The sequence below is a fragment of the Mesorhizobium sp. B1-1-5 genome, from assembly GCF_006443065.1.
Taxonomy (GTDB): domain Bacteria; phylum Pseudomonadota; class Alphaproteobacteria; order Rhizobiales; family Rhizobiaceae; genus Mesorhizobium.
Genome location: NZ_VFWS01000009.1, coordinates 65892 through 85715 on the forward strand (window position 1 = coordinate 65892; position 19824 = coordinate 85715).

Here is a 19824-nt window from a genome sequence, read left to right on the forward strand (position 1 = left end):
CGTGACCAGGAGTCGCTATTACTTGTCCGGCATGGTTGACGGATCGCGAGCACCGTGTCGAACACCGACAATCACAATTTCGGCGGCGGAAGGCTCATAGTAGATCAGGTAGGGATAAGACCGCACGACGATCCGGCGCATCGGCCTTTCGTCTGTAGCAACGCCGGCCAGGGGATGTTCGAGCAATAGATTGATGACTGCGTGGAGTCTGGCTTGGATCCGCTTCGTCCCTTTGGGTGACTGCAACGCGATACTGCCGAAGAACCTCGTCCAACTCGGCTAACGCCGCCGGCGTGTAACGAAGCTTCACAGGCCGTGCTTCGCCCAAACAGCACGGACTTCTTCGTCGGTTGCAAATTCACCACGCGCAGCCTGCGCTCGGGACATTGCGAGCGAGGCTTTTTCCTCTCGGCTCAGTTGGTGAACAGGTTCGTCCCCCACATCACCCGCGAGGCGCAAGAGGACACGTGCGTACTCGTCCTGCAATTCAGGAGGCAAGGTGCGAACACGTTGGACTGCATGCTCGAAAAGCTTGGTCATGCCTCTATTATGCACTTCATTTCCGCATAAAAAAAGGCGTTCGCCACAATCCCGCAGGATAGCTGAAGTCCCCTAAAACCGCTCGAGCATCCTGCGGACTTTGACCAGAAACCCCGCCCTGCTCTTCGGTGTCGACGAATCCATCAAATAGTGCGCCAGGAAAAAAGTCTTGCAGCGCGTGGCGCATAGCGCCCGCATGCCGCGTAAAATCGTCTTGCGTCCCGGCTGGCCGACGACGACGCTCCACCAGGTCGGCGCGCCGCAGGTGGTGATGACGCCGACCTTGGTTACATGCCGCATCAGCGACGTGATCCGCCCCTTGCCGGATGGCAGCTTGAAGGCGATGTCGGTCGCCCACACGCGGTCGAACCAGCCCTTCAGCATCGCCGGCAACCCGTACCACCAGGTCGGATAGATGAAGAGGATCGCCTGCGCCCATTGCAGATGTTCGAAATGCGGCGTCAGCGCAGGGTCTTGCGGCGCCCGGTCGTTGTAGAGGCGCCGCTCCTCGCAACTCATCACAGGGTCGAAATTCTCGGCATAGAGGTCGAGCAGCCGCACGTCCCAGCCTCGCCCTTTCAGCACCTCCACCGCCATGTCGCGGATCGCCGCGCAATAGCTTTCCGGCACCGGATGGCAATAGACCACCAGCACGCGCATCAGAAGGCGTCCATCGTCGCCGCGACCTTCGCCATGAAGACTTTGCGCGTCTCGTCGGTGGAGAGGTTCATTGAATAATGCGCGAGATAGGAGACGGGAGCGCCTGGCTTGATGGTCGCCCGCAGCATGCGCTTGACGATCTTGCGCGGCGGATCGCCCATCAGCATGGCGCGAAGGCGGCTGCCGCCATAGGTGGTGATGGCTGCGAGCTTGCGGATGTTGTGCAGCGTCGGCCGCACCTTGCCGTCGACCAGCTTGAACGACACGCCGGGCAGAAAGACGCGGTCGAAGAAACCTTTCAGGATCGCCGGATAGCCATAGTTCCAGACCGGAAACGACAGCACCAGCGCTTCGGCATTTTGCAGCCTTTCGACATAGCCGGCGACCGCATCGTCCGGCCCGCGCGGATCGTGGTAGCCGAGCCGCTCGGCGCGCGTCATCCGCGGATCGAAATCCTCGGCGTAGAGATCGCAATCGTCGACCGCATGCCCGGCCGCGGCGAGCCGTTCGACGATCGTCTCGTGCAGGCCGGCGTTGAAGCTGGTCTCCACCGGATGAGCGTAAAGCACGAGGATTTTCATCAACCCGCCTTCTGCAATCCCTTGAACAGGAACGTGCGGCCGGAGCGATAATCATAGTCCGGGTTTTCCCAGGCGATCATCTTGCCGGGGTTGAGCAGCCCTTGCGGATCGGTCTCGCGCTTGAAGGCGAGCTGGATCTCGTCGGTCTGCTTCATGCCGCCTTCTTCCAGCGTGTAGCGGTGCGGGTTGAAGATCGGGCAGCCATTCTCCTCATGCAGGCGGATGATCTCGTTGAGCCGTGCCTCGCTGGTGAACTTGACCAGCGGCAGGCCGAAGCAGGTGATGTTGCCGTCGAGCCGCACGAATTCGAGATGCGAGAACACCTCGCCCGGGAACATCGCGTCCATCTTCTCGACCAGAGCCAGCTGGTTAGGGAACGGATAGAGCGACTGCAGATAGGTGATCGACGGGTCGACGCGCAGTGCGCGCAGGGTCGTGTGGTTCCAGGCAAGCTCATAGGCCGGCGGCAGGCCCTTCTTGTCCTCGTCCGTCGCGGTCGCCGCATTGAAGATGACCTCGCCGCCGGCGCGCCGGGTGAAGGCCAGGAAGGCGTCGAGCCCATGCTTCGCGACCATGACGACGCAGATGCTTTGCCCCTCGCTCAGGAATTTCTGGTGCCGCTTGAAATAGAGCTGCGGCACGGGTGCGGCGATCGGCGTGATCAGCTTGGTCAGGATGCCGTCCTGGCAAGCAAGCGCGTTGCCGTAGCGGGCAGCGCCCATGAAATTGTCGAAGCCGACGATGACGTCGATCCAGTCATAGGCGGCGGTCAGCGGCATCTCGACCTCGGTGATGATGCCGTTGGTGCCGTACGCATGGGTCACCTTGTGCAGGTCCTCGCCGGTAAGCTCGAGCGCCTTGGGCTCGGCCTCCATGGTGACGACGCGCAGCCGCAGCACATTGCCGAAATCGCGCAAGCCGCCGAAATTGATCGAGCCGACGCCGCCGGAGCCGCCGGCGATGAAGCCGCCGATCGAGGCGGTGTTGTAGGTCGAGGGCGAGAGCCTCAGCTCCTGTCCGGAATGCGCCCGCGTCGCCTTGTCGATCTCTGCCAGCACCGCGCCGGGCCCGGTCACCACCCGCCCCGGCGCGATCGTCTTGATCTGGTTCATCTCGGTGAGGTTCAGCACCACGCCGCCCGACAGCGGCATCGCCTGCCCATAATTGCCGGTGCCGCTGCCGCGCGGCGTCACCGGGACGCCGTGCTTGTGGCACGCGGCAAGCACACGGATCACCTCGTCCTCGTTCTTCGGCGTGACGATCAGGTCGCCCTTGATGTGGTCGAGCTGCGCCTTCAGCACCGGGCTGTACCAGTAGAAGTCGCGGCTCTTCTGCTGGACGATGGCCGGATGGTCGTCGAGCTTGATCCCGTCGAGATCGCGCTTCAGCGCTGCGATATCCATTATCACACCATCAGTTCGTCGAGTTCGGCATAGTCGGGCAATTGGCATTCGATCGCCCTGCCCTCGCGCACCACGATGCGATCCGATTCGGGCCGCGACAGCAATTCCGTCCAGCTGCGTCCCTTGAAGATGATGAAGTCTGCGCTGCTTCCAGCGGCAAGGATGCCGGCGCCGTCGAGCCGCATCACCTCGGCCGGCGTTGCCGCAACCGCCTTAGGCCAGTCGCCGACCGGGTGGTCGAAATGCAGGATGCGCGTCGCCATCCGGTAGACCTCAAGCATGTCGAGATCGCCATAGGCGTAGAACGGATCGCGCGTGTTGTCGGAGGCCACCGCCACTTTGATGCCGCGCGCCTTCATCTCATGCAGCAGCGTCACGCCGCGCCAGCGCGGGGTGGTGTGGTTGTTGCGGCGGTCCTGCAGATAGAGATTGCACATCGGCAGCGACACCACGGCAAGCCGCGCCTTCGCCACCTTGTCCAGCGTATCGAGCACCTCGAGGTCCGGCTGGCGTGCCAGCGAGCAGCAATGGCCGACCAGGATGTTGCCCTCGAAGCCATTCCACAGCGAAGCCTCGGCGATCTTCTTCAGCGACATGGCCGCGACATCGTCGGTCTCGTCGGCATGGAAATCGAGATCGAGCCCATGCTTGATCGCCTGGGCGAACACCTGGTCGAGCAGTTCCTCGAGGTCGGGCACCATATAGGTGACGACGCCGAGCACACCCTTGGCCGCGGCGACGCGTTTCGCCAACCGTTCGAACCAGGCCTTGTCGCGCACGCCTTCGATGCCGAGCAGGCAGGCTGCCTGCAGGTCGATGCGCCCACGCCATTTTTCCCGCATCGCCTCGAACACCGGCCAGGAGATCTCCTCCTGCGGCGGCACGCTGTCGAGATGCGTGCGCATAGCCTTGGTGCCGTGCGCATAGGCTGAGCGCAGCGAGAAATCCATGCGGCGCGCGACATCCTCGGCGTTCCAGCGCGTGGTACGGTCGGCGCCGGTGGCATTGAGCGCGCCCATGAAAGTGCCGTCCGGATTGGGCTTTCGCGGCCAGATATGGCCCTTGTCGATATGGGTGTGGCAATCGACGAAGCACGGCAGCACGATGCGGCCGGCAAGGTCGATCGCGTCGGCTTCTGCTTTCGACTTGGCACGGGCGACAATGCTCGCGATCTTACCGTCGGCGACAGATATGTCGGCAAGCGCAAACCCATCCGGGTCGAAAGCGGCGGCAAGACCCGGCGTGAGCGATCGATGAAGCCGAATGTTAGCCAGGCGATAAGAACCAGAGGGTGGTATCAAGGCCTGGCCCCCGCTGTCTTATGCAGAACTGGTCCCCAAATGGACGCCTCACTATTCTCAATCGCGTCGCGCACCTTACCGCTCCTGTTTCAGCGCGCTCTCGTGCCAGCGGCGCAAGATGAGATGCGACACCAGCGACAGCACCAGGAAGATCAATATGCCGGTGAGCGAGATCAGGATCAGCGCCGCGAACAAGCGCGGAGCATTGAGCCGGTAACCGGCCTCGATGATACGCGACGCGAGCCCCGACGACTGCCCCTGCGCGCCGGCGACGAATTCCGCCACCACCGCGCCGATCAGCGACAGGCCGCCGGCGATCTTCAGCCCGCCGAGGAAATAAGGCATCGCTGCCGGCAGGCGCAGATAGCGCAATTGCTGCCAGCGCGTCGCGCCGTTGAGCTTGAACAGGTCCCGCAGATTGCGGTCGACCGAGTTCAGGCCGAGCGTGGTGTTGGACAGGATCGGAAAGAAGGCGACGATCCAGGCGCAGAGCAGCAGTTTGACGGTCTGGTTGTCCACATAGATGTTGATCAAGGGGAAGATGGCGACGATCGGCGTCACCTGCAGCACGATGGCGAAGGGGAAGAACGACATCTCCACCCATTTCGACTGCGCGAACAGCACCGCCAGTCCGACGCCGCCGATCACGGCGAGCAACAGGCTGAAAAAGGTGATCCTGAGCGTCACCAGCAGTGACGAGAACAACAGCCCCGCATCGTTGTGCAGCGTCTGCAGCACCACGCCCGGCCGCGGCAGGATATATTGCGGGATCTCGTTCCAGACGCAGATGCGGTCCCACAGCACGATCGCCAGCACCATGATCGCCAGCGGCAGCACCCATTTGCCGATCCGCTCCAGCCGCTCCTGGCGGGCGCGGCGTGCCTCTTCCGGATCGAGCGTCAGGACATTGTCTTCAATGGCCGTCATTTTGTGATCCGGCGGTTGAGTTGATGGCGTCGACCAGCACGCCCGAGGCCTGCCGGCAAAGCGCAGCATAGCCCGGTGAGGTGCGGAACGCTTCGTCGCGGGGATAGGGCGCATGGATGGGGAGTTCGCCGAAAACGCGACCCGGGCGCGCGGCCATGACGACGACGCGGCTGGACAGGAACACGCTCTCGAAGACGCTGTGGGTGACGAAGATGACGGTGAAGCGCTCGTCCTGCCAAAGTTCCAGAAGGTCGTTGTTGAGCTTGAAGCGGGTGATCTCGTCGAGCGCCGCGAAAGGCTCGTCCATCAGAAGGATGCGCGGCTTGGTCACCATGGCCCGCGCGATCGAGACGCGCATCTTCATGCCGCCGGAAAGCTCGCGCGGCACGGCGTTCTCGAAGCCGCTGAGGTGGACGCGCGACAGCATCTCCATCACCGCCGGCTCCGCCTTGGCGCGCGACACCCCTTTCAGCCTCAGCGGAAGCCAGACATTGTCGAAGACGCTGGCCCAAGGCAGCAGCGTCGGCTCCTGGAAGACGAAGCCGATATTCGAGCGGTCGATTGAGCCGCGCCAGTCGAGGTGGCCGGACGTCGGCGTCGACAGGCCGGCGATCAGCCGAAGCGCCGTCGACTTGCCGCAGCCCGAGGGGCCGAGCAGGCTCACGAAATCGCCCTCGCGGATCGCCAGGTCGACCTTGCTCAGCGCCGTCACGCCGTTGGAAAAGACCTTGCCGACACTGCGCAACGCCAGCAGCATCGGGGCCTCCCCCGATGCCGCCGGCGTCTCAGCCACTTTCTCCTGGATCATCTCAGGCCGGCCGCCCTACTTCTTCAGCTCCAGCCCGACACCCTTGTTGATGAAGGCCAGCGTATAGGCTTTCTTGATGTCGAGGCCCGGCTGCGCGACCTTGGCCTTGACCATCTTGTCGTAAAAACTTCGGATGCGGGCTTCGGTCATCGCGCCGATGCCGAGCTTTTCCGAATCGCCCGAATCGACCACGCCGAACTTCTTCATCTGCTCGATCGAGAAGGCGATCTGCTCATCCGTCATGTCCGGATTGTCCTTCTTGATCATCTCGTTGGCGGCCTTGTTGTCGCCATAGAGGTATTTGTACCAGCCCTTGGCCGAGCCATCGACGAAGCATTGCACCACCTCCGGGCGCTTGTCGATCGTGTCCTGCATCACCTCGATGGTGGTCGCATAGGTATCCCAGCCATAGTCGGCTAGCAGGAACTGGTTCGGCGTGAAGCCGCCCTGCTTCTGCACGGCAAACGGCTCGGACGTCACATAGCCCTGCTGGATCGACTTCTTGTTGGCGATGAAGGGCGCCGGATTGAACGTGTAGGGCACGCGCTTGGCGGCGTCGAAGCCAAGATCGGTGACCATCCATTGGAAGAAGGTCTGCGCGCCTTCGTCGCCCATGATGTACTGGTCGGCGTTCTTGAGGTCCTCCCACTTGTCCAGCCCCTCTCCCGGATGGGACATGATGACCTGCGGATCCTTCTGGAAGTCGGACGCGACGACACGCATCGGAATGCCCTGCTGCACGGCATCGAAGGCCGACAGCAGATTGCCGCCCATGTAGAAATCGATCTTGCCGGCAAGCAGCATCGGCCGGCCGCTGACCTGCGGGCCACCCTGCATGACGGTCACATCGAGGCCGCAGGCGGCATAGGTGCCGTCGGCGATCGCCTGGTAGTAGCCGCCATGCTCCGGCTCGGCCAGCCAATTGGTGCCGAACGTCACCTTCTCGTTCGCGGCAGCAGTCAGCGTGCCCGCAGCCAGCAGGACGACGGCGCCCGCCAGCATCTTTCCTTGTCCGATCATAAACTCACCCTCTCTTAGCTCCGGCGCGCAACGCGCTGGGCTCGACACCATTGATTCAAGAAGCAAGACACATGCCACCGCCAGCGCCGCCTGCTCGTGCGGCAGTCATTGCCGAGACCGGACGGGTCATGCCGTACGCGAGGCATCGTGCCTATTTTTTGGACGCCTGTCCATAATCGCTCCCGGCGGCGTCCACGGCATCTTGAATGTTTCATGAATCCGCCACTAGGCTGTCGGCCGACAGGAGAATGCCATGCTCAAATACCTCGCCCCCAAGTCGATCAAGCCGCCTTTCGCCCGCTACAGCCACGGCGTCGAAATACCGGCCGGAAAGCGCCTGGTGCTGTGCTCGGGTCAATTGGGCATCGGCCCCGACGATGCCGTGCCGGAGGATGCCGGCGCGCAGGCCGAGCTCTGCTTCAAGAACATCGCCGCGATTCTGAGCGAGGCCGGGCTGACCTTGAACGACATCGTGCGCATCAACGCCTTCGTCATCGGCCGCGAGCACCTGCAAGCCTATATGGATGTCCGCAACCGGCTCTTTTCCGATCCGGCGCCGGCCTCCACGCTGATGATCGTCTCCGGCTTCGCCCGCCCGGAATTCAAGGTCGAGGTCGAAGTTCTGGCAGCGGGCTAGCTGTTTCCGGGGATAGTCTCTAGACCTCAGGCCGGACAGCAGACCAATCGGGAGACGAAAAGTGACGACAAGACGCGTGTGGTGGGGCGATTACCGGACGACCGAATACGCCTCGATCGACGCCGAAGCGACCATCGCCGTGCTGCCGGTGGCGGCGATCGAGCAGCACGGCCCGCACCTTCCGGTCTCGACCGACACCTCGATCATGGCGGGCATGCTGGAGACGGTGATCGCGCGTCTGCCCGACGATCTCGACATCCGCATCCTGCCGGTGCAGGCGGTCGGCAAGTCGAACGAGCACCTGCATGCGCCGGGAACGCTCACTTTGCCCGCGACCACCTTGGTCGACGCCTGGACCGAGCTTGGCCTGTCGGTCGCCCGCGCCGGGGTGAGAAAGCTGATCGTCGTCAATTCGCATGGCGGCAATGAAGAGATCATGGGCATCATTTCGCGCGAATTGCGCGTGCGCGCCAAAATGCTGTCGGTGAAGACGAGCTGGCAGCGTTTCGGCCGCCCGGCCGGAATGTACACCGAGTTCGAGGACCGTCACGGCATCCATGGCGGCGATGTCGAGACCTCGCTGATGCTGCACTTCCGGCCCGACCTCGTCGACATGAGCAAGGCGGAGAATTTCGTCTCCAATGTCGGGCGCGCCGAAAAGGAATTCGCCCTGCTGCGCCACACTGGCACGCATGCCTTCGCCTGGATCGCCAGCGACCTCAATCCGAACGGCGTGGTCGGCGATGCCTCCATCGCCACGGCCGATAAGGGCCGGCTGACGGCGGAAATGCAGGCCGACGGTTTTATCAACCTGGTCCGGGATGTGCGCAAGGCGAAGCTTGCCGAGTGGCTGTCGTAGCGGCGGGTCTGCTTTGACTTAAGCTTCGATCGCCAATTCGAAGGGGATCCCCTCAAACGCGTCGGCGCCGCGTCCGATGGCGTCAATCGCCGCGATCATGCGGCCGTCACGCTCAAGCAGCATGTCGGCGACGGCGATCAGCCGCGGATTGGGCGTGGCCGTCGGCGAGAGGAAGCGCAGCGTCCGGGCGAGTTCCATCTCGTCGCGCTTTGGCGCCAGCGCCGCCGCGATGATGTAGGCCGATGCCGTCGAGCGGCTGACGCCGGCATAGCAATGCACCACCAGAGGCTTCGCCCGATCCCAGCGATAGGCGAAATCGAGCAAGGCCCGCACATGCTCCTCGCCGGGCATCGTCATGCCTTCCTGCGCGACAGCGATGTCGTGCATGACGAGATGCAGGTGGTTTTCCGCCAGGATCGAGGCCGGGCGGACCACTTCGGTGCCTGCGGCGAGCAGCGACAACAACCGTTGCGCACCGGTCCTTGCCACGGCCTCGTCGACCTTCGACAGCGAACAGACGTGGATCATTGCCCGAACTCCTTTGGCGCATCCTTGCGCCGCGCGGCCCACGTGGCAAGGGCGCCTTCGAGGCGTTGCCATTCCGCTTCATTGCCCGGCAAACCGACACGCAGCACTTGAGGCCGCTCGGCAAAATGGCGGACCAGCACGCCGCTCGAGCCAAGTGCCGAAAAAACGCCTGCGGCCTCGGGAAACGACAGATAGCGGAACAGGCTGGTGCCGCCGGCGACCGGAACATCGAATCGGCCAAGCAGCGCGTCGAGCCGCCCGGCATCCTGCGCCAGGCGTTGCCGCATATCGGCCTGCCACGCCGCATCCGACAAGGCGCGGATGCCATATTCGAGCGCCGGGCCGGCGACCGCCCAAGGCCCGAGCTGCGCATCCAGCCGCTCGCCCGTCAGCGGATCCGCCAGCGCGAAGCCGAGTCTCACACCCGCAAGGCCGAAGAACTTGCCGAAGGAGCGCAGCACGACGATGGCACCCTGCCCGACATCGCCGGCGAGGCTTTGCTCGATTGGGCCGACATCCATGAAGGCCTCGTCGACGACCAGCAGCCCGCCCTTGGCGCGAAGCCGCGCCGCAAGGTCGAGCAGACGGGCCTTTTCGACCAGCCGCCCATCCGGATTGTTGGGATTGACCAGCACCGCAAGGTCCGCCTCGGCCAGCGCGCCGAAATCGCTGACTTCCGCAACGACATGCCCCGCGATAGCGGCGGCCCGGGCATGTTCGGCATAGGTCGGGCCAAGCACCAGCGCCTTGCCTGGCCGTAGCAGCGAAGCGACGCGCGGCAGGAGAATCTGCGTGCCGGGCGCCGCCGCCACATGCGCCGCCGACGGCGCGCCATAGGCCCTGGCCGCAATTTCGGCCAATTCGCGCAGTTGTCCTGCCTCCGGCAATCGGGACAGCGCTGTGGCGGGCAGATCGAAAAGCGGATAGGAGTGCGGATTGATACCTGTCGAGAGGTCCACGAAAGGTTTTGGTGCATGAGGAAAAAGCGCGTTTGCCCGGCCAAGGCTGCCGCCATGATCAACCGCTGCAATCGCTCCGCTTAGAAGTTTCATGTCCGTCCTGATCGCTTTCCTGTCACTCGCCGTCGAACGGGCCCTCGGCTACCCGGACTGGCTGTTCGGCGCCATCGGCCATCCGGTCACCTGGATCGGCAGGCTGATATCCTTTCTCGATCGCCGGCTCAACCACGCTACGGATTCCGACGAATTGCGTCGCCGACGCGGCGTCCAGGCCTTGCTCGTCATTCTGCTGGTGCCCGGCCTGATCGGCCTGGCGCTGCATGTCCTGCTCTGGATGATGTTCCCTACGGGCCTCGTCATCGCCGCCATCCTCGGTTCCTCGCTGCTGTCGCAGAAAAGCCTCGCAGAGCATGTCGAGGAGGTCGCCGACGCGCTGGAGACCGGCGGCCTGACGCTCGGCCGCATCGCCGTATCGCGCATTGTCGGCCGCGATCCGGAAAAGCTCGACAAGCCCGGTGTCGCGCGTGCCGCGATCGAAAGCCTGGCCGAGAATTTTTCGGACGGCATTGTCGCGCCCGCCTTCTGGACCGGCATCGGCGGCCTTGGCGGAGGTGCTGCCTACAAGGCCGCCAACACCGCCGATTCGATGATCGGCCACCGCACGCCGAAATACGAAGCCTTTGGCCGTGCGGCCGCCCGTTTCGACGATCTGGTCAACCTACCCGCATCGCGGCTTACCGGGCTGCTCATCGTGCTGGCGGCCTTTCTCGTCCCGGGCGCCGATCCGCACTCCGCCTGGCATGTCATGCGTCGCGACGCGAGGAAGCACCGTTCGCCCAATGCCGGCTGGCCGGAGGCGGCGATGGCCGGCGCGCTGGGGCTTTCGCTAGCCGGACCGCGCAGCTATGGCGGCGAAGTCGTCGAGGACGCCTTCATGGGCGAAGGCGGCCGCCGCGAGGCCGAAAGCACCGACATCCGCCAGGCGCTCAAGCTCTATCGCATAGCCGACTGGCTGCTGCTCGGCCTGTTCGCGGTCGTCTCCGCGATCGTGATCTACCTGACCATCTTGATCGGCGGCTAAAACTCAATTCCCTGCTGCGCCTTCACGCCCGCGGCGAAATGGTGCTTGGTCAGCCCCATCTCGGTGACGAGATCGGCCGCCTCGACAAGGAGCGGCTTGGCGTTGCGGCCGGTGACGATCACATGCAGGTCGTCCCGGCGCGCCTTCAGCGCCGCGACCACCTTTTCCAGATCGAGATAGTCGTAGCGCAGCGCGATGTTGAGTTCGTCGAGCACCACGAGGCTCATCGACGGATCGGCGATCAGCTCCAACGCCTTGGCCCAGGCGGCTTCGGCGGCGGCGATGTCGCGCTTCAGGTCCTGCGTCTCCCAGGTAAAACCCTCGCCCATCGCATGCCAGACGACACGGTCGCCGAAGGCCGCGAAAGCATCCTTCTCGCCGGTATGCCATTTGCCTTTGATGAACTGCACGACGCCGACGCGCTTGCCATAGCCCAGCATTCTCAGCGCCAGGCCGAAGGCAGCCGTGGTCTTGCCCTTGCCCGGCCCGGTGTTGACGATCAGCAGCCCCTTTTCAACCGTCTTGCCGGCCACTTCGGCATCCTGCACCGCCTTGCGCTTGGCCATCTTGGCGCGGTGGCGCTCGGCGTCCTTGTCATCAATGGTCTTGTCTTCGATTTCGGCCATGTCACTTCACCTTGAGTGGCAATCCCGCCACCATCATGAGAACGCTGTCGGCAGCGGTCGCCACCTGCTGGTTGAGCCGGCCGGCGGCGTCGCGGAACCGGCGCGCCAGCGCATTGTCGGGCACGATGCCCAGGCCGACTTCGTTTGAAACCACGAACCATGGCCCGCGCGGCCGCGACAGCGCATCCTTGAGCCGCCGGCATTCGGCCTCGACATCATGTTCGGCCAGCAGGTGGTTGGTGAGCCACAATGTCAGGCAATCGATCAGCACAGGTTGGTGGGTCGGCAAAGCCTCGATTGCGCCCACCAGATCGAGCGGCGCATCGACGGTGACCCAGCCTTCGCCGCGCCGCGACCGATGCAGCGCGATGCGCTCGCGCATCTCGTCGTCATAGGCCTGCGCCGTGGCAATGTAGGTCCAGGGCGATGGATGGGCGGTTGTCAGCGCCTCGGCATGCGTGCTCTTGCCCGAACGGGCACCGCCCAGGATGAAGGTCAGCTTCCCATCGGAAGCTCTATTGCCGCTCGCGGCTGTCGCGCCGGTCATTCTTACCTTCCAGGTTGGAATCGTGTCGCGGCCCAGAGGCCGACGGTGCGCGAACCTTAGGCAGAAGCGCGACCACCGGCAAACCCAATTCCGCCACCGCCCGGCGCGATTGCGGCACGACTTGCGGTGCTACGAGCCGGCAATCCGCGCCGCGACCAGCTGCTGCAACCGCCACAAATGCGTATCGTGGATGCCGCGCTGCTCGAGATTCTTCACCGTGTTGTAGAGATAGTCGGCGCCCGAGCCCCAATGGCCGCAGGAGGTCGCCAGCCGCTCGACCACCTCGTCCTCGCTGAGCGGGCCTGCAAAAGTTGTACCGTTGCGATTGATGACGAAAGCCAGCGCACGCAATGGTCCCTTGTCGGTTGATAGCTGCAGAAGGCGCGGCCAGTAGCTTGTCGGCTTCAATGTCATCTCACGCCGGAAAAGCTTGTCCAGGCCCTGCCTTCGGTTGTTCTCGACCAGCCGGAAAGCAACCCCTTTGCACTGGCCTCCGCGATCGAGCGCCATCATAAGGCCGGGTTGCTCCTTGGTGCCGCGCCAGCGCGTCATCTTCATGCAGAACGAGCGGTGCCAGCCGCGCGCAAGCGCCACGCATTCCTCGGTGTGCTCGATCTCAGGCTTCCAGATGAGCGATCCATAGCCGAACAGCCAGAGCGGTTCCGTCGCCGGAAGCTCGGCCTCGAAAGCATCCAGCATCGCCGCATAGTCGCTGTCATCCAGATGCGCCGCATCGGGATCCGGGCCCACATCCTCGACCGTGCGGAAGCAGCGGGCGACCAGTTCCTCGGTAAGCGACATGGCTCTTGGCAGCATGCGCGCGACCTTAAGGTTCCCGCGCGACCGAGACAATGCGGCCGCCTCGCGATTGACAACTCCTTGGCCCGGGTGTCGGCTGTCGGCAGCCACGGAGTATCCGATGCGGTCCGATCAGAGCGAACGCGATCCTTACAACGGCCTGACCAGCCTCCAGCCAACCTTGCCGTCCGCCGCCTATTGGGGCGCCGACGAGTATCGTCGCGATCTGGACGCCATCTGGTACCGAAGCTGGCTGATGGTCTGCCGCGAGACCGATATCGACGAGCCCCTCGCCTTCCGAGCGTTCCGCATCGGCAGCCAGGAGATCGTCGTGCTGCGCGACGAGACCGGCGCCTTGCGCGCCTTCCACAACACCTGCAGGCATCGCGGCTCGCAGCTTTGCCAGGAGAGCGCCGGGCGGCTGAAAGCCAGGCTGCTGACCTGCCCCTATCACGCCTGGTCCTATTCGCTGCGCGGCGATCTCGTGCGCGTGCCGTCGAAATCGCTGCCCGAGAGCTTCGACAAGGCCGACTATCCGCTCTACCGCGTGGCGCTATCGGTGTGGCGCGGTTTCGTCTTCGTCAACCTCGCCGAGCATCCCGACGGCTCGGCGGAAAGCTCCTTCGATCGCGCCTCCGGAGATCTTTCCAGCTGGCCTCTGGAAAGCCTAGTCACCGGCCACCGGCTCACCAAAGTGATGAACTGCAATTGGAAGATTTTCTGGGAGAACTTCAACGAATGCCTGCACTGCCCCGGCGTGCATAAGGATTTGTCGCGACTGGTGCCGATCTATGGCCGCGGCCTGATGGCCAAGCATGACGATCCCGAATGGGCGCGCCACGCCGACAATGACGCCCCGGAATTCTCCGGCCGGCTGCGCCCCGGCGCCGAAACCTGGTCCAGGGACGGCCATGTCCATGGCCCTGTCTTTTCCGGCTTGACGCCGGCCGAGCGCGCTGCCGGCCAGACCTACACCACCTCGCTGCCCTCGATGTTCATCGTCGGCCATGTCGACTATATGCGCACCGTGCGGCTCGCCCCGCTCGGCCCGGAGCAGACCGAGCTGACCGCCGAATGGCTGTTCGCTCCGGAAGCGTTGGCTGAGACCGATGTCGAAAACATCGTCGCCTTCGGCACCCAGGTGCTCGAAGAAGACGCCGCGATCTGCGAGATCAACCAGAAGGGGCTTCGCTCGCTGCGCCACAAAGCCGGCGTGCTGATGCCGGAGGAATACGATCTGCACCGCTTCCACGATTGGGTGCGCGGCCATCACGCAGCGTTCAGAACGCCTTCGGCAGATACCGCCAGGTGATGAAGCCGCAGAAGGCGGCCAGGATGCCGAGCGTGATGAACACCGATCCGAGGCCGAAGAAGGCCAGCACCACCGAATAGACGAGCGGCGGCGTCAGCTCGGAGAAATCGAGATAGGTGCGGTAGACCGCTGCCATCTGCGCCTTCTCGTAAGCGCGCACCGAGCGCATGAAGACGGTCGAGCCGAGCGCATCGAGCGCGATGGTGAACAAGGCGCCGCAAAGCAGCAGCGCGCCGGTAAGCAACGGCGCCGCCTCGCCGATTCCGCCCGCGGCAAACAACATGGCCGACATGGCGAAATAGGCGAAAGTCATGACCTTGCGCCCGCCGAAGCGCTTGCCGGCCCTGCCCCAGAAGATCGCCGCGAACAGGAGCGCGTTGCCGGCCGAAACCAGCAAGCCGCCGGCGAGCTCGCCCTGGCCGGTGATCACCATGAACAGCGGGCCGTAGACGAAGAACGTCGTCCAGAAGCAGGAGCGGCCGAAGGCGATCAGCCAGGCAAGCCTGAGCCTTGGCTGTTTCACGAAGCGGCCGATATTGGCAAGTGGATTGGCGGGCCGCGACTTGCCGGGCCGGATCGACTGGTTGTCGCTCAGCCGATAGAACCAGAACAGGCAAAGCAGGGCGAACGCAAACACGACGACCGCGCCATGCGCGGCATAGATGCCGAAATGGGTGTAGAGGAAGATGCCGAGCGTCGGCCCGCCGGTCCAGGCGAACATCGACCACGCCATGCGCAGCGATTCTGCCTGCATGAAGTCGGTCTTGCGGATGTGATCCATGATGTAGAGGTTGAGCGTGATCGACAGCGCGCTCGCCCCCATGACGCGGCACAGCATGCCGGCAATCTGGCCGGGCAGCGAGTGGGTGACGAAGAAGGCGGAGCCGAGCGCCAGCAGCACGCAGCCGGCCGTGTAGACCCAGCGCCGCGCGAAGCGGCGGATGAGCACCGGCATGAACAGCGTGACCGAAAGGCCCATCAGGGACACGATCGTGTAGAGGATCGAGACGATCCGCTCATTGTGCAGGATCTCGTAGGCCTGGATCGGGATCACGCTTGAGATCGTGGCGCGGGCGAAGGATTCAACCGCATAGAGCGAGGCGAAGGTGCGCGCGTCCGCCGGCCGCAGGGCCGGAAGCCAGATCGGATGGCGCACATGGGTGGACATCGGCCCTCCGAAACGTGAATCCCGCGCCCGAATCTGGCCGGACCGGCTGCCGGCCAGTAGCAGGAAACCGACTCCGAGAGGCCGAAAAGCGAAGCCTGCCAAAGGCTTTCCAGCTCTGGCCTAAAGCGAAATTTCATGGCTGCCATGAACGGCATTGATGGCCGCCTGCTTCTGTCGTCCACTTGAACCGTGATAGTCGTTTGGCACGACTGAATCGGATCGAGATGATGAGCCTTCAAACGACGAGCGGCCCTGTTCAGGACGCGCCAAAGCACGGCCGCATCCAGGCCATCGACATCCTGCGCGGCATCGCGCTGATCGCGATGGCGAGCTACCACTTCACCTGGGACCTCGAAAACTTCGGCTACACCGCGCCCGCCCTCACCGCCTTCGGCTGGTGGAAATTCTACGCGCGCTGCATTGCCTCGACTTTCCTGTTCTTGGTTGGCGTCAGCCTTTTCCTCGCCCATGGCCGTCAGATCCGCTGGCCAGGCTTCTGGAAGCGCTTTGCCATGGTGGCCATCGCAGCGGCCGCCATCTCGGCAGTCACCTACATCGTCACCCCGGACGGGTTCATCTTCTTCGGCATCCTGCATGAGATCGCGCTGGCGAGCCTGCTCGGCCTCGCCTTTCTAAGGCTGCCCTGGCTGGTGACAGCGATCATCGCCGCGGCGGTCATTGCCGCCCCTTACTATCTGCGGTCGGAGTTCTTCGACCATCCGGCGCTGTGGTGGGTTGGCCTTTCCGCCACCAATCCGCGTTCCAACGATTACGTGCCGCTTTTCCCGTGGTTCGGCGCGGTGCTTGCGGGCATCGCCACGGCGAAGCTCGCTTCCGCCACTGGCTTTCTCGCCCGGCTGGGAACATGGCGGCCCGGCCGCTGGTCTAAGCCGCTGACCTTCATCGGCCGGCACAGCCTCGCCTTCTACCTCATCCACCAGCCGCTTCTGTTCGGCTCGGTGTGGCTGTTCTCGCAGGTCATGCCGGCAGCTCCTCAGGACAGGGAAGCCGGCTTCCTGCCGGCTTGCCAGGCACAGTGCGAACAGCAGCGCGACAGCAAGTTCTGTACGAGCTATTGTGGCTGCATGCTGGACACGCTGAAGGGCGAAGGGTCGCTCGACAAGCTCTACGCCAACGATCAGTCCAGCGTCTGGAAATCGCATCTGGCCGACCTGGCGGAAACCTGCACCGCCGCGACGCAGGACCAGATGGAGGGAGGGCAGCAATGACGGGCATCGCAAAGCCAAGACACGGGATCATTCCCTGGCCGCCGGTGATCTATGTCGCGGCGATTGCGGCGAGCGTCGTCCTCGGCATGCTCTACCCGCTGCCCTGGATCGGCGACATCTTCGGCGATCTCCTGTTCGGCGTCGGTTGGGTGGCGCTGTTCGGCGTCGCCATGCTCTGGGTCACTGCCATCCGCGTGATGATGCGGGCCAAGACGACATTCGACCCCAACGCCGAGCCCGATCATCTGGTGACGTCAGGCCCCTTCGGCATCACGCGCAACCCGATGTATCTCGCCAACACGCTGCTTCTGATCGGCGTCGCCTTCATCACCGGCATCGCCTGGTTCCTGCTCTTTGCCTTCCTCGCCGGCTTCGCAACGCAGAAACTGGCGATCGAGAAGGAAGAAAAGATCCTGGCGGCGAAATTCGGCAAGAAATACCGCGATTACGCAAAAAGGGTGCGGCGCTGGATTTGAAGTTGCTTCGCTTGGATCGGTCGCGGGCCAGGCGTCCTTAGCGGGTGGGCTAGCGTGTTTCGCCTTTAGCTAGCCGCAGCGCCTCTCCCGTCGTCATTCTATGGCGAAGCAAGGAGCGAAGCGACGCGCGCAGACCATAGAATCCATTCCGTGACATCAAGGCGTTGCAACGGTGCAGACTTCTGCTCCGCCGCGCCCTTCGATCGAGGTCACGGAATGGATCCTCGGGTCTCCGCGTCCGCTTCGCCCGTGGATGACGAAGCTGAGAGGGACCGGCTAATCTCGAACGTTTGCGGTAGTTGGTCTTCGCCTGTCAGCGGGCTACGTATTCACACCCAGCTCGGCCAGCCGCTCCACGCAGGACTCTTCCGCCTGGTCCAATTCAGCCAGCGTCTCTTCCAGGTCGCGCCGCTTCTGGCGCAGGTCCTCGCGCTTTTCCTCGATGCGCTTGATCATCAGCTTGAGCTGGCCGACCTCGCCGGGCGGCTCCTTGTACATCTGGATGATCTCGCGGATCTCGTTGATCGAGAAGCCGAGCCTTTTTCCCCGCATGATCTGGCGGATGAGATGCCGGTCCGACGGCCGAAACAGCCGCGTGCGGCCGCGCCTTACCGGCTGCACCAGCCCCTCGTCCTCGTAAAAACGCAATGTCCGCGTCGACACGTCGAATTCGCGCGTCAGCTCGGTGATCGTGTAATATTCCCGCATTCCCGCTCCCAAGCCAGGGCATCGCCGCTTGAAGCGTCGCCCTTCCCTCCGGTGATACCATCCAGCGCCGGAATCGGCACGTGACCCCGCGGCAACCTCGCACGGCATTTACGTAAAAGTCAATTAACGGCGCCTTATTGCTTTAGCGAATGCTGAACCACCAGGTAGCCAAGCCAAGGAAAGCAAAGAAGCCGACGACGTCGGTGACGGTGGTGACGAAGACGGCGGAGGCCACGGCCGGATCGATCTTGAAACGGTCAAGGAGCAGCGGGATGAGAATCCCGGCCAAGGCAGCCGCGAACATGTTGATGATCATCGCCGCCGCGATGATGCCGCCCAGATTGGGATCGCGGAACCAGACTGCGGCCACGATGCCTATCAGCGTAGCGAAGACGATGCCGTTGATGAAGCCCACACCGACCTCGCGACGGATGATGCGGGCGGCGTTGTAGATATCGAGGTCCCTGGTCGCCAGTGCGCGCACGGTGACGGTCATGGTCTGCGAGCCGGCGTTGCCGCCCATGCCGGCGACGATCGGCATCAGCACCGCCAACGCCACGATATGCTCGATCGTGCGGTCGAACAGGCCGATGACCGAGGCAGCAAGGAAGGCGGTCACAAGGTTGACCAGCAGCCAGGGCACGCGCGAGCGCGAGGTGGCGAGCACCGTGTCGGACAGTTCTTCGTCGCCGACGCCGCCCATGCGCAAAAGGTCCTCTTCCGCCTCTTCCTGGATGACGTCGACCACGTCGTCGATGGTCAGCACGCCGACCAGCCGCCCGTTCTCGTCGACCACGGCGGCGGAGAGCAAATTGTACTGCTCGAACTCGCGCGCCGCCTCTTCCTGGTCCATCGTGGCCGAGATCGCATGCAGGGTCTCATGCATGACGTCCTCGACCTTGACCGCGCGCTTGTTGCGCAGGATCTGGTCGAGATCGATGGCGCCGAGCAGCTTGAAGCTAGGGTCGATGACGAAGATCTGGCTGAAGCGCTCGGGCAGGTTTCTGTCCTCGCGCATGTAGTCGATGGTCTGACCGATGGTCCAGAACGGCGGCACGGCGACAAACTCCGTCTGCATGCGCCGGCCGGCGGTCTCTTCCGGATAGTCGAGCGCGCGCCTGAGCCTGATGCGCTCGGTGAAAGGCAGTTGCGACAGGATCTCGTCCTGGTCTTCCTTCTCGAGGTCCTCGAGGATGTAGACGGCGTCGTCGGAATCGAGCTCCTGCACCGCCTGCGCGATCTGTGCGTTGGGCAGATTGTCGACGATGTCGAGGCGGATCGCCTCGTCGACTTCGGTCAGCGCGGAGAAGTCGAAATCGGAGCCGAGCAGTTCGACCAAAGCCCGGCGCTGTTCGGGATGAAGCGCTTCCAGCACGTCGCCGAGCTCCGACTGGTGCAGGTCGTCGACCTCGCGCTTGAGGGTGATCGTGTCGCGGTCGGCGATCGCCGCGCCGATCTGGGCAAGGAAGGAGGCGCGCACGGCGCCGTCCTCGCCATAGATGTCGGCGTGGCGCTCCTCGGCGGGCGCGGCGCCGGTCGTCTGTCTGTCCTGGCCTTCCACCAGCGCCTCCCGCAACGAGGAATCCCCAAACGAGGTCTAGTGCATGATCCCGAAAAGGGGAAACCGCTTTTCGGGAAATCCAAACCCTGTTCGGC

Annotated in this window: 23 protein-coding genes; 6 read left to right on the top strand and 17 right to left on the bottom strand. The window is 63.8% G+C overall.

Features of this window, described 5'->3' with window-relative positions; genetic code table 11:
* Positions 1-18: 18 nt before the first annotated feature.
* The 9 genes from FJ980_RS05810 to FJ980_RS05850 all read right to left on the bottom strand — a co-directional run bounded on the left by FJ980_RS05810 (position 19) and on the right by FJ980_RS05850 (position 7240).
* Positions 19-246: a type II toxin-antitoxin system RelE/ParE family toxin gene (locus FJ980_RS05810; RefSeq protein WP_246676322.1), complete on the bottom strand. Its 228-nt coding sequence runs from the start codon at positions 244-246 to the stop codon at positions 19-21.
* 60 nt (positions 247-306) lie between these two features.
* Positions 307-540 carry a hypothetical protein gene (locus tag FJ980_RS05815; protein ID WP_140541977.1) on the bottom strand — a complete coding sequence of 78 codons (234 nt, stop codon included), beginning with the start codon at positions 538-540 and terminating at the stop codon, positions 307-309.
* Between the two features lie 72 nt (positions 541-612).
* Positions 613-1200 (bottom strand): NAD(P)H-dependent oxidoreductase, encoded by a 588-nt coding sequence (locus tag FJ980_RS05820; protein ID WP_140541978.1) that lies wholly within the window; start codon positions 1198-1200, stop codon positions 613-615.
* A complete protein-coding gene (locus tag FJ980_RS05825; protein WP_181181114.1) occupies positions 1200-1781 on the bottom strand; it encodes an NAD(P)H-dependent oxidoreductase in 582 nt (193 codons plus the stop codon). Before FJ980_RS05825 ends, FJ980_RS05820 begins: the two co-directional genes overlap by 1 nt.
* Entirely contained in the window at positions 1781-3184 is a 1404-nt protein-coding gene (locus FJ980_RS05830) for an FAD-binding oxidoreductase (protein ID WP_140541980.1), read from the bottom strand. Before FJ980_RS05830 ends, FJ980_RS05825 begins: the two co-directional genes overlap by 1 nt.
* Positions 3185-3186: 2 nt before the next feature.
* A complete protein-coding gene (locus FJ980_RS05835; RefSeq protein ID WP_140541981.1) occupies positions 3187-4485 on the bottom strand; it encodes a cytosine deaminase in 1299 nt (432 codons plus the stop codon).
* Between the two features lie 75 nt (positions 4486-4560).
* Positions 4561-5412 carry an ABC transporter permease gene (locus FJ980_RS05840; RefSeq protein WP_140541982.1) on the bottom strand — a complete coding sequence of 284 codons (852 nt, stop codon included), beginning with the start codon at positions 5410-5412 and terminating at the stop codon, positions 4561-4563.
* The gene (locus FJ980_RS05845) at positions 5399-6220 is read right to left on the bottom strand and encodes an ABC transporter ATP-binding protein (protein WP_140541983.1); all 822 of its coding nucleotides are present in this window, start codon (positions 6218-6220) and stop codon (positions 5399-5401) included. The genes FJ980_RS05840 and FJ980_RS05845 overlap by 14 nt, the downstream gene beginning before the upstream one ends.
* Before the next feature lie 15 nt (positions 6221-6235).
* Positions 6236-7240 (bottom strand): ABC transporter substrate-binding protein, encoded by a 1005-nt coding sequence (locus tag FJ980_RS05850; RefSeq protein ID WP_140541984.1) that lies wholly within the window; start codon positions 7238-7240, stop codon positions 6236-6238.
* A 253-nt stretch (positions 7241-7493) separates the two neighbouring features.
* Here FJ980_RS05850 and FJ980_RS05855 point away from each other — a divergent pair, with 253 nt between their 5' ends.
* Positions 7494-7877 carry a RidA family protein gene (locus FJ980_RS05855; RefSeq protein ID WP_140541985.1) on the top strand — a complete coding sequence of 128 codons (384 nt, stop codon included), beginning with the start codon at positions 7494-7496 and terminating at the stop codon, positions 7875-7877.
* A 61-nt stretch (positions 7878-7938) separates the two neighbouring features.
* Positions 7939-8736, top strand: coding sequence for a creatininase family protein (locus tag FJ980_RS05860; protein WP_140541986.1), 798 nt, complete (start codon positions 7939-7941; stop codon positions 8734-8736).
* An 18-nt stretch (positions 8737-8754) separates the two neighbouring features.
* Here FJ980_RS05860 and FJ980_RS05865 read toward each other — a convergent pair whose 3' ends face one another.
* Both FJ980_RS05865 and cobD read right to left on the bottom strand, forming a co-directional pair.
* Complete coding sequence (locus FJ980_RS05865) at positions 8755-9264, bottom strand: tyrosine phosphatase family protein (RefSeq protein ID WP_140541987.1); 510 nt, start codon at positions 9262-9264, stop codon at positions 8755-8757.
* On the bottom strand, positions 9261-10316 hold the full coding sequence (gene cobD / locus FJ980_RS05870; RefSeq protein WP_140541988.1) for a threonine-phosphate decarboxylase CobD: 1056 nt from the start codon (positions 10314-10316) through the stop codon (positions 9261-9263). Before cobD ends, FJ980_RS05865 begins: the two co-directional genes overlap by 4 nt.
* Between cobD and cbiB the strand changes: the two genes are divergently transcribed.
* A complete protein-coding gene (gene cbiB, locus FJ980_RS05875; protein WP_140541989.1) occupies positions 10315-11304 on the top strand; it encodes an adenosylcobinamide-phosphate synthase CbiB in 990 nt (329 codons plus the stop codon). The genes cobD and cbiB overlap by 2 nt on opposite strands.
* On the opposite strand, the gene cobO is transcribed toward cbiB, so the two are convergent.
* The 3 genes from cobO to FJ980_RS05890 form a co-directional block, all read right to left on the bottom strand.
* Entirely contained in the window at positions 11301-11930 is a 630-nt protein-coding gene (cobO, locus tag FJ980_RS05880) for a cob(I)yrinic acid a,c-diamide adenosyltransferase (protein WP_140541990.1), read from the bottom strand. The genes cbiB and cobO overlap by 4 nt on opposite strands.
* A 1-nt stretch (position 11931) precedes the next feature.
* Complete coding sequence (cobU, locus tag FJ980_RS05885; protein WP_140541991.1) at positions 11932-12477, bottom strand: bifunctional adenosylcobinamide kinase/adenosylcobinamide-phosphate guanylyltransferase; 546 nt, start codon at positions 12475-12477, stop codon at positions 11932-11934.
* Positions 12478-12606: 129 nt separating this feature from the next.
* Complete coding sequence (locus FJ980_RS05890) at positions 12607-13293, bottom strand: gamma-glutamylcyclotransferase (protein WP_140541992.1); 687 nt, start codon at positions 13291-13293, stop codon at positions 12607-12609.
* Between the two features lie 103 nt (positions 13294-13396).
* Here FJ980_RS05890 and FJ980_RS05895 point away from each other — a divergent pair, with 103 nt between their 5' ends.
* Positions 13397-14587 carry an aromatic ring-hydroxylating dioxygenase subunit alpha gene (locus tag FJ980_RS05895; RefSeq protein WP_140541993.1) on the top strand — a complete coding sequence of 397 codons (1191 nt, stop codon included), beginning with the start codon at positions 13397-13399 and terminating at the stop codon, positions 14585-14587.
* Here the strand turns inward: FJ980_RS05895 and FJ980_RS05900 are convergent.
* The gene (locus tag FJ980_RS05900; protein ID WP_140541994.1) at positions 14556-15755 is read right to left on the bottom strand and encodes an MFS transporter; all 1200 of its coding nucleotides are present in this window, start codon (positions 15753-15755) and stop codon (positions 14556-14558) included. The genes FJ980_RS05895 and FJ980_RS05900 overlap by 32 nt on opposite strands.
* A gap of 227 nt (positions 15756-15982) precedes the next feature.
* Between FJ980_RS05900 and FJ980_RS05905 the strand changes: the two genes are divergently transcribed.
* A complete protein-coding gene (locus tag FJ980_RS05905; protein ID WP_140542014.1) occupies positions 15983-16984 on the top strand; it encodes a DUF1624 domain-containing protein in 1002 nt (333 codons plus the stop codon).
* Positions 16981-17460, top strand: a complete 480-nt coding sequence (locus tag FJ980_RS05910; protein WP_140541995.1) for an isoprenylcysteine carboxylmethyltransferase family protein — start codon at positions 16981-16983, stop codon at positions 17458-17460. The genes FJ980_RS05905 and FJ980_RS05910 overlap by 4 nt, the downstream gene beginning before the upstream one ends.
* A 321-nt stretch (positions 17461-17781) precedes the next feature.
* On the opposite strand, the gene FJ980_RS05915 is transcribed toward FJ980_RS05910, so the two are convergent.
* Together FJ980_RS05915 and mgtE are read right to left on the bottom strand one after the other, a co-directional pair.
* Positions 17782-18168 (bottom strand): MerR family DNA-binding transcriptional regulator, encoded by a 387-nt coding sequence (locus tag FJ980_RS05915; RefSeq protein WP_027168973.1) that lies wholly within the window; start codon positions 18166-18168, stop codon positions 17782-17784.
* A gap of 142 nt (positions 18169-18310) precedes the next feature.
* Positions 18311-19729, bottom strand: coding sequence for a magnesium transporter (gene mgtE / locus FJ980_RS05920; RefSeq protein WP_140541996.1), 1419 nt, complete (start codon positions 19727-19729; stop codon positions 18311-18313).
* Positions 19730-19824: the final 95 nt, after the last annotated feature.

What these genes read in the sequence shown, in the direction of transcription:
- cobO (WP_140541990.1), bottom strand. Translation starts at nt 11,930, where the DNA reads ATGGCCGAAATCGAAGACAAGACCATTGATGACAAGGACGCCGAGCGC.
- FJ980_RS05910 (WP_140541995.1), top strand. Translation starts at nt 16,981, where the DNA reads ATGACGGGCATCGCAAAGCCAAGACACGGGATCATTCCCTGGCCGCCG.
- FJ980_RS05900 (WP_140541994.1), bottom strand. Translation starts at nt 15,755, where the DNA reads ATGTCCACCCATGTGCGCCATCCGATCTGGCTTCCGGCCCTGCGGCCG.
- FJ980_RS05855 (WP_140541985.1), top strand. Translation starts at nt 7,494, where the DNA reads ATGCTCAAATACCTCGCCCCCAAGTCGATCAAGCCGCCTTTCGCCCGC.
- FJ980_RS05915 (WP_027168973.1), bottom strand. Translation starts at nt 18,168, where the DNA reads ATGCGGGAATATTACACGATCACCGAGCTGACGCGCGAATTCGACGTG.
- FJ980_RS05890 (WP_140541992.1), bottom strand. Translation starts at nt 13,293, where the DNA reads ATGCTGCCAAGAGCCATGTCGCTTACCGAGGAACTGGTCGCCCGCTGC.
- FJ980_RS05825 (WP_181181114.1), bottom strand. Translation starts at nt 1,781, where the DNA reads ATGAAAATCCTCGTGCTTTACGCTCATCCGGTGGAGACCAGCTTCAAC.
- FJ980_RS05820 (WP_140541978.1), bottom strand. Translation starts at nt 1,200, where the DNA reads ATGCGCGTGCTGGTGGTCTATTGCCATCCGGTGCCGGAAAGCTATTGC.
- cobD (WP_140541988.1), bottom strand. Translation starts at nt 10,316, where the DNA reads ATGAAACTTCTAAGCGGAGCGATTGCAGCGGTTGATCATGGCGGCAGC.
- FJ980_RS05905 (WP_140542014.1), top strand. Translation starts at nt 15,983, where the DNA reads ATGAGCCTTCAAACGACGAGCGGCCCTGTTCAGGACGCGCCAAAGCAC.
- cobU (WP_140541991.1), bottom strand. Translation starts at nt 12,477, where the DNA reads ATGACCGGCGCGACAGCCGCGAGCGGCAATAGAGCTTCCGATGGGAAG.
- cbiB (WP_140541989.1), top strand. Translation starts at nt 10,315, where the DNA reads ATGTCCGTCCTGATCGCTTTCCTGTCACTCGCCGTCGAACGGGCCCTC.
- FJ980_RS05845 (WP_140541983.1), bottom strand. Translation starts at nt 6,220, where the DNA reads ATGATCCAGGAGAAAGTGGCTGAGACGCCGGCGGCATCGGGGGAGGCC.
- FJ980_RS05850 (WP_140541984.1), bottom strand. Translation starts at nt 7,240, where the DNA reads ATGATCGGACAAGGAAAGATGCTGGCGGGCGCCGTCGTCCTGCTGGCT.
- FJ980_RS05830 (WP_140541980.1), bottom strand. Translation starts at nt 3,184, where the DNA reads ATGGATATCGCAGCGCTGAAGCGCGATCTCGACGGGATCAAGCTCGAC.
- FJ980_RS05895 (WP_140541993.1), top strand. Translation starts at nt 13,397, where the DNA reads ATGCGGTCCGATCAGAGCGAACGCGATCCTTACAACGGCCTGACCAGC.
- FJ980_RS05865 (WP_140541987.1), bottom strand. Translation starts at nt 9,264, where the DNA reads ATGATCCACGTCTGTTCGCTGTCGAAGGTCGACGAGGCCGTGGCAAGG.
- FJ980_RS05815 (WP_140541977.1), bottom strand. Translation starts at nt 540, where the DNA reads ATGACCAAGCTTTTCGAGCATGCAGTCCAACGTGTTCGCACCTTGCCT.
- FJ980_RS05840 (WP_140541982.1), bottom strand. Translation starts at nt 5,412, where the DNA reads ATGACGGCCATTGAAGACAATGTCCTGACGCTCGATCCGGAAGAGGCA.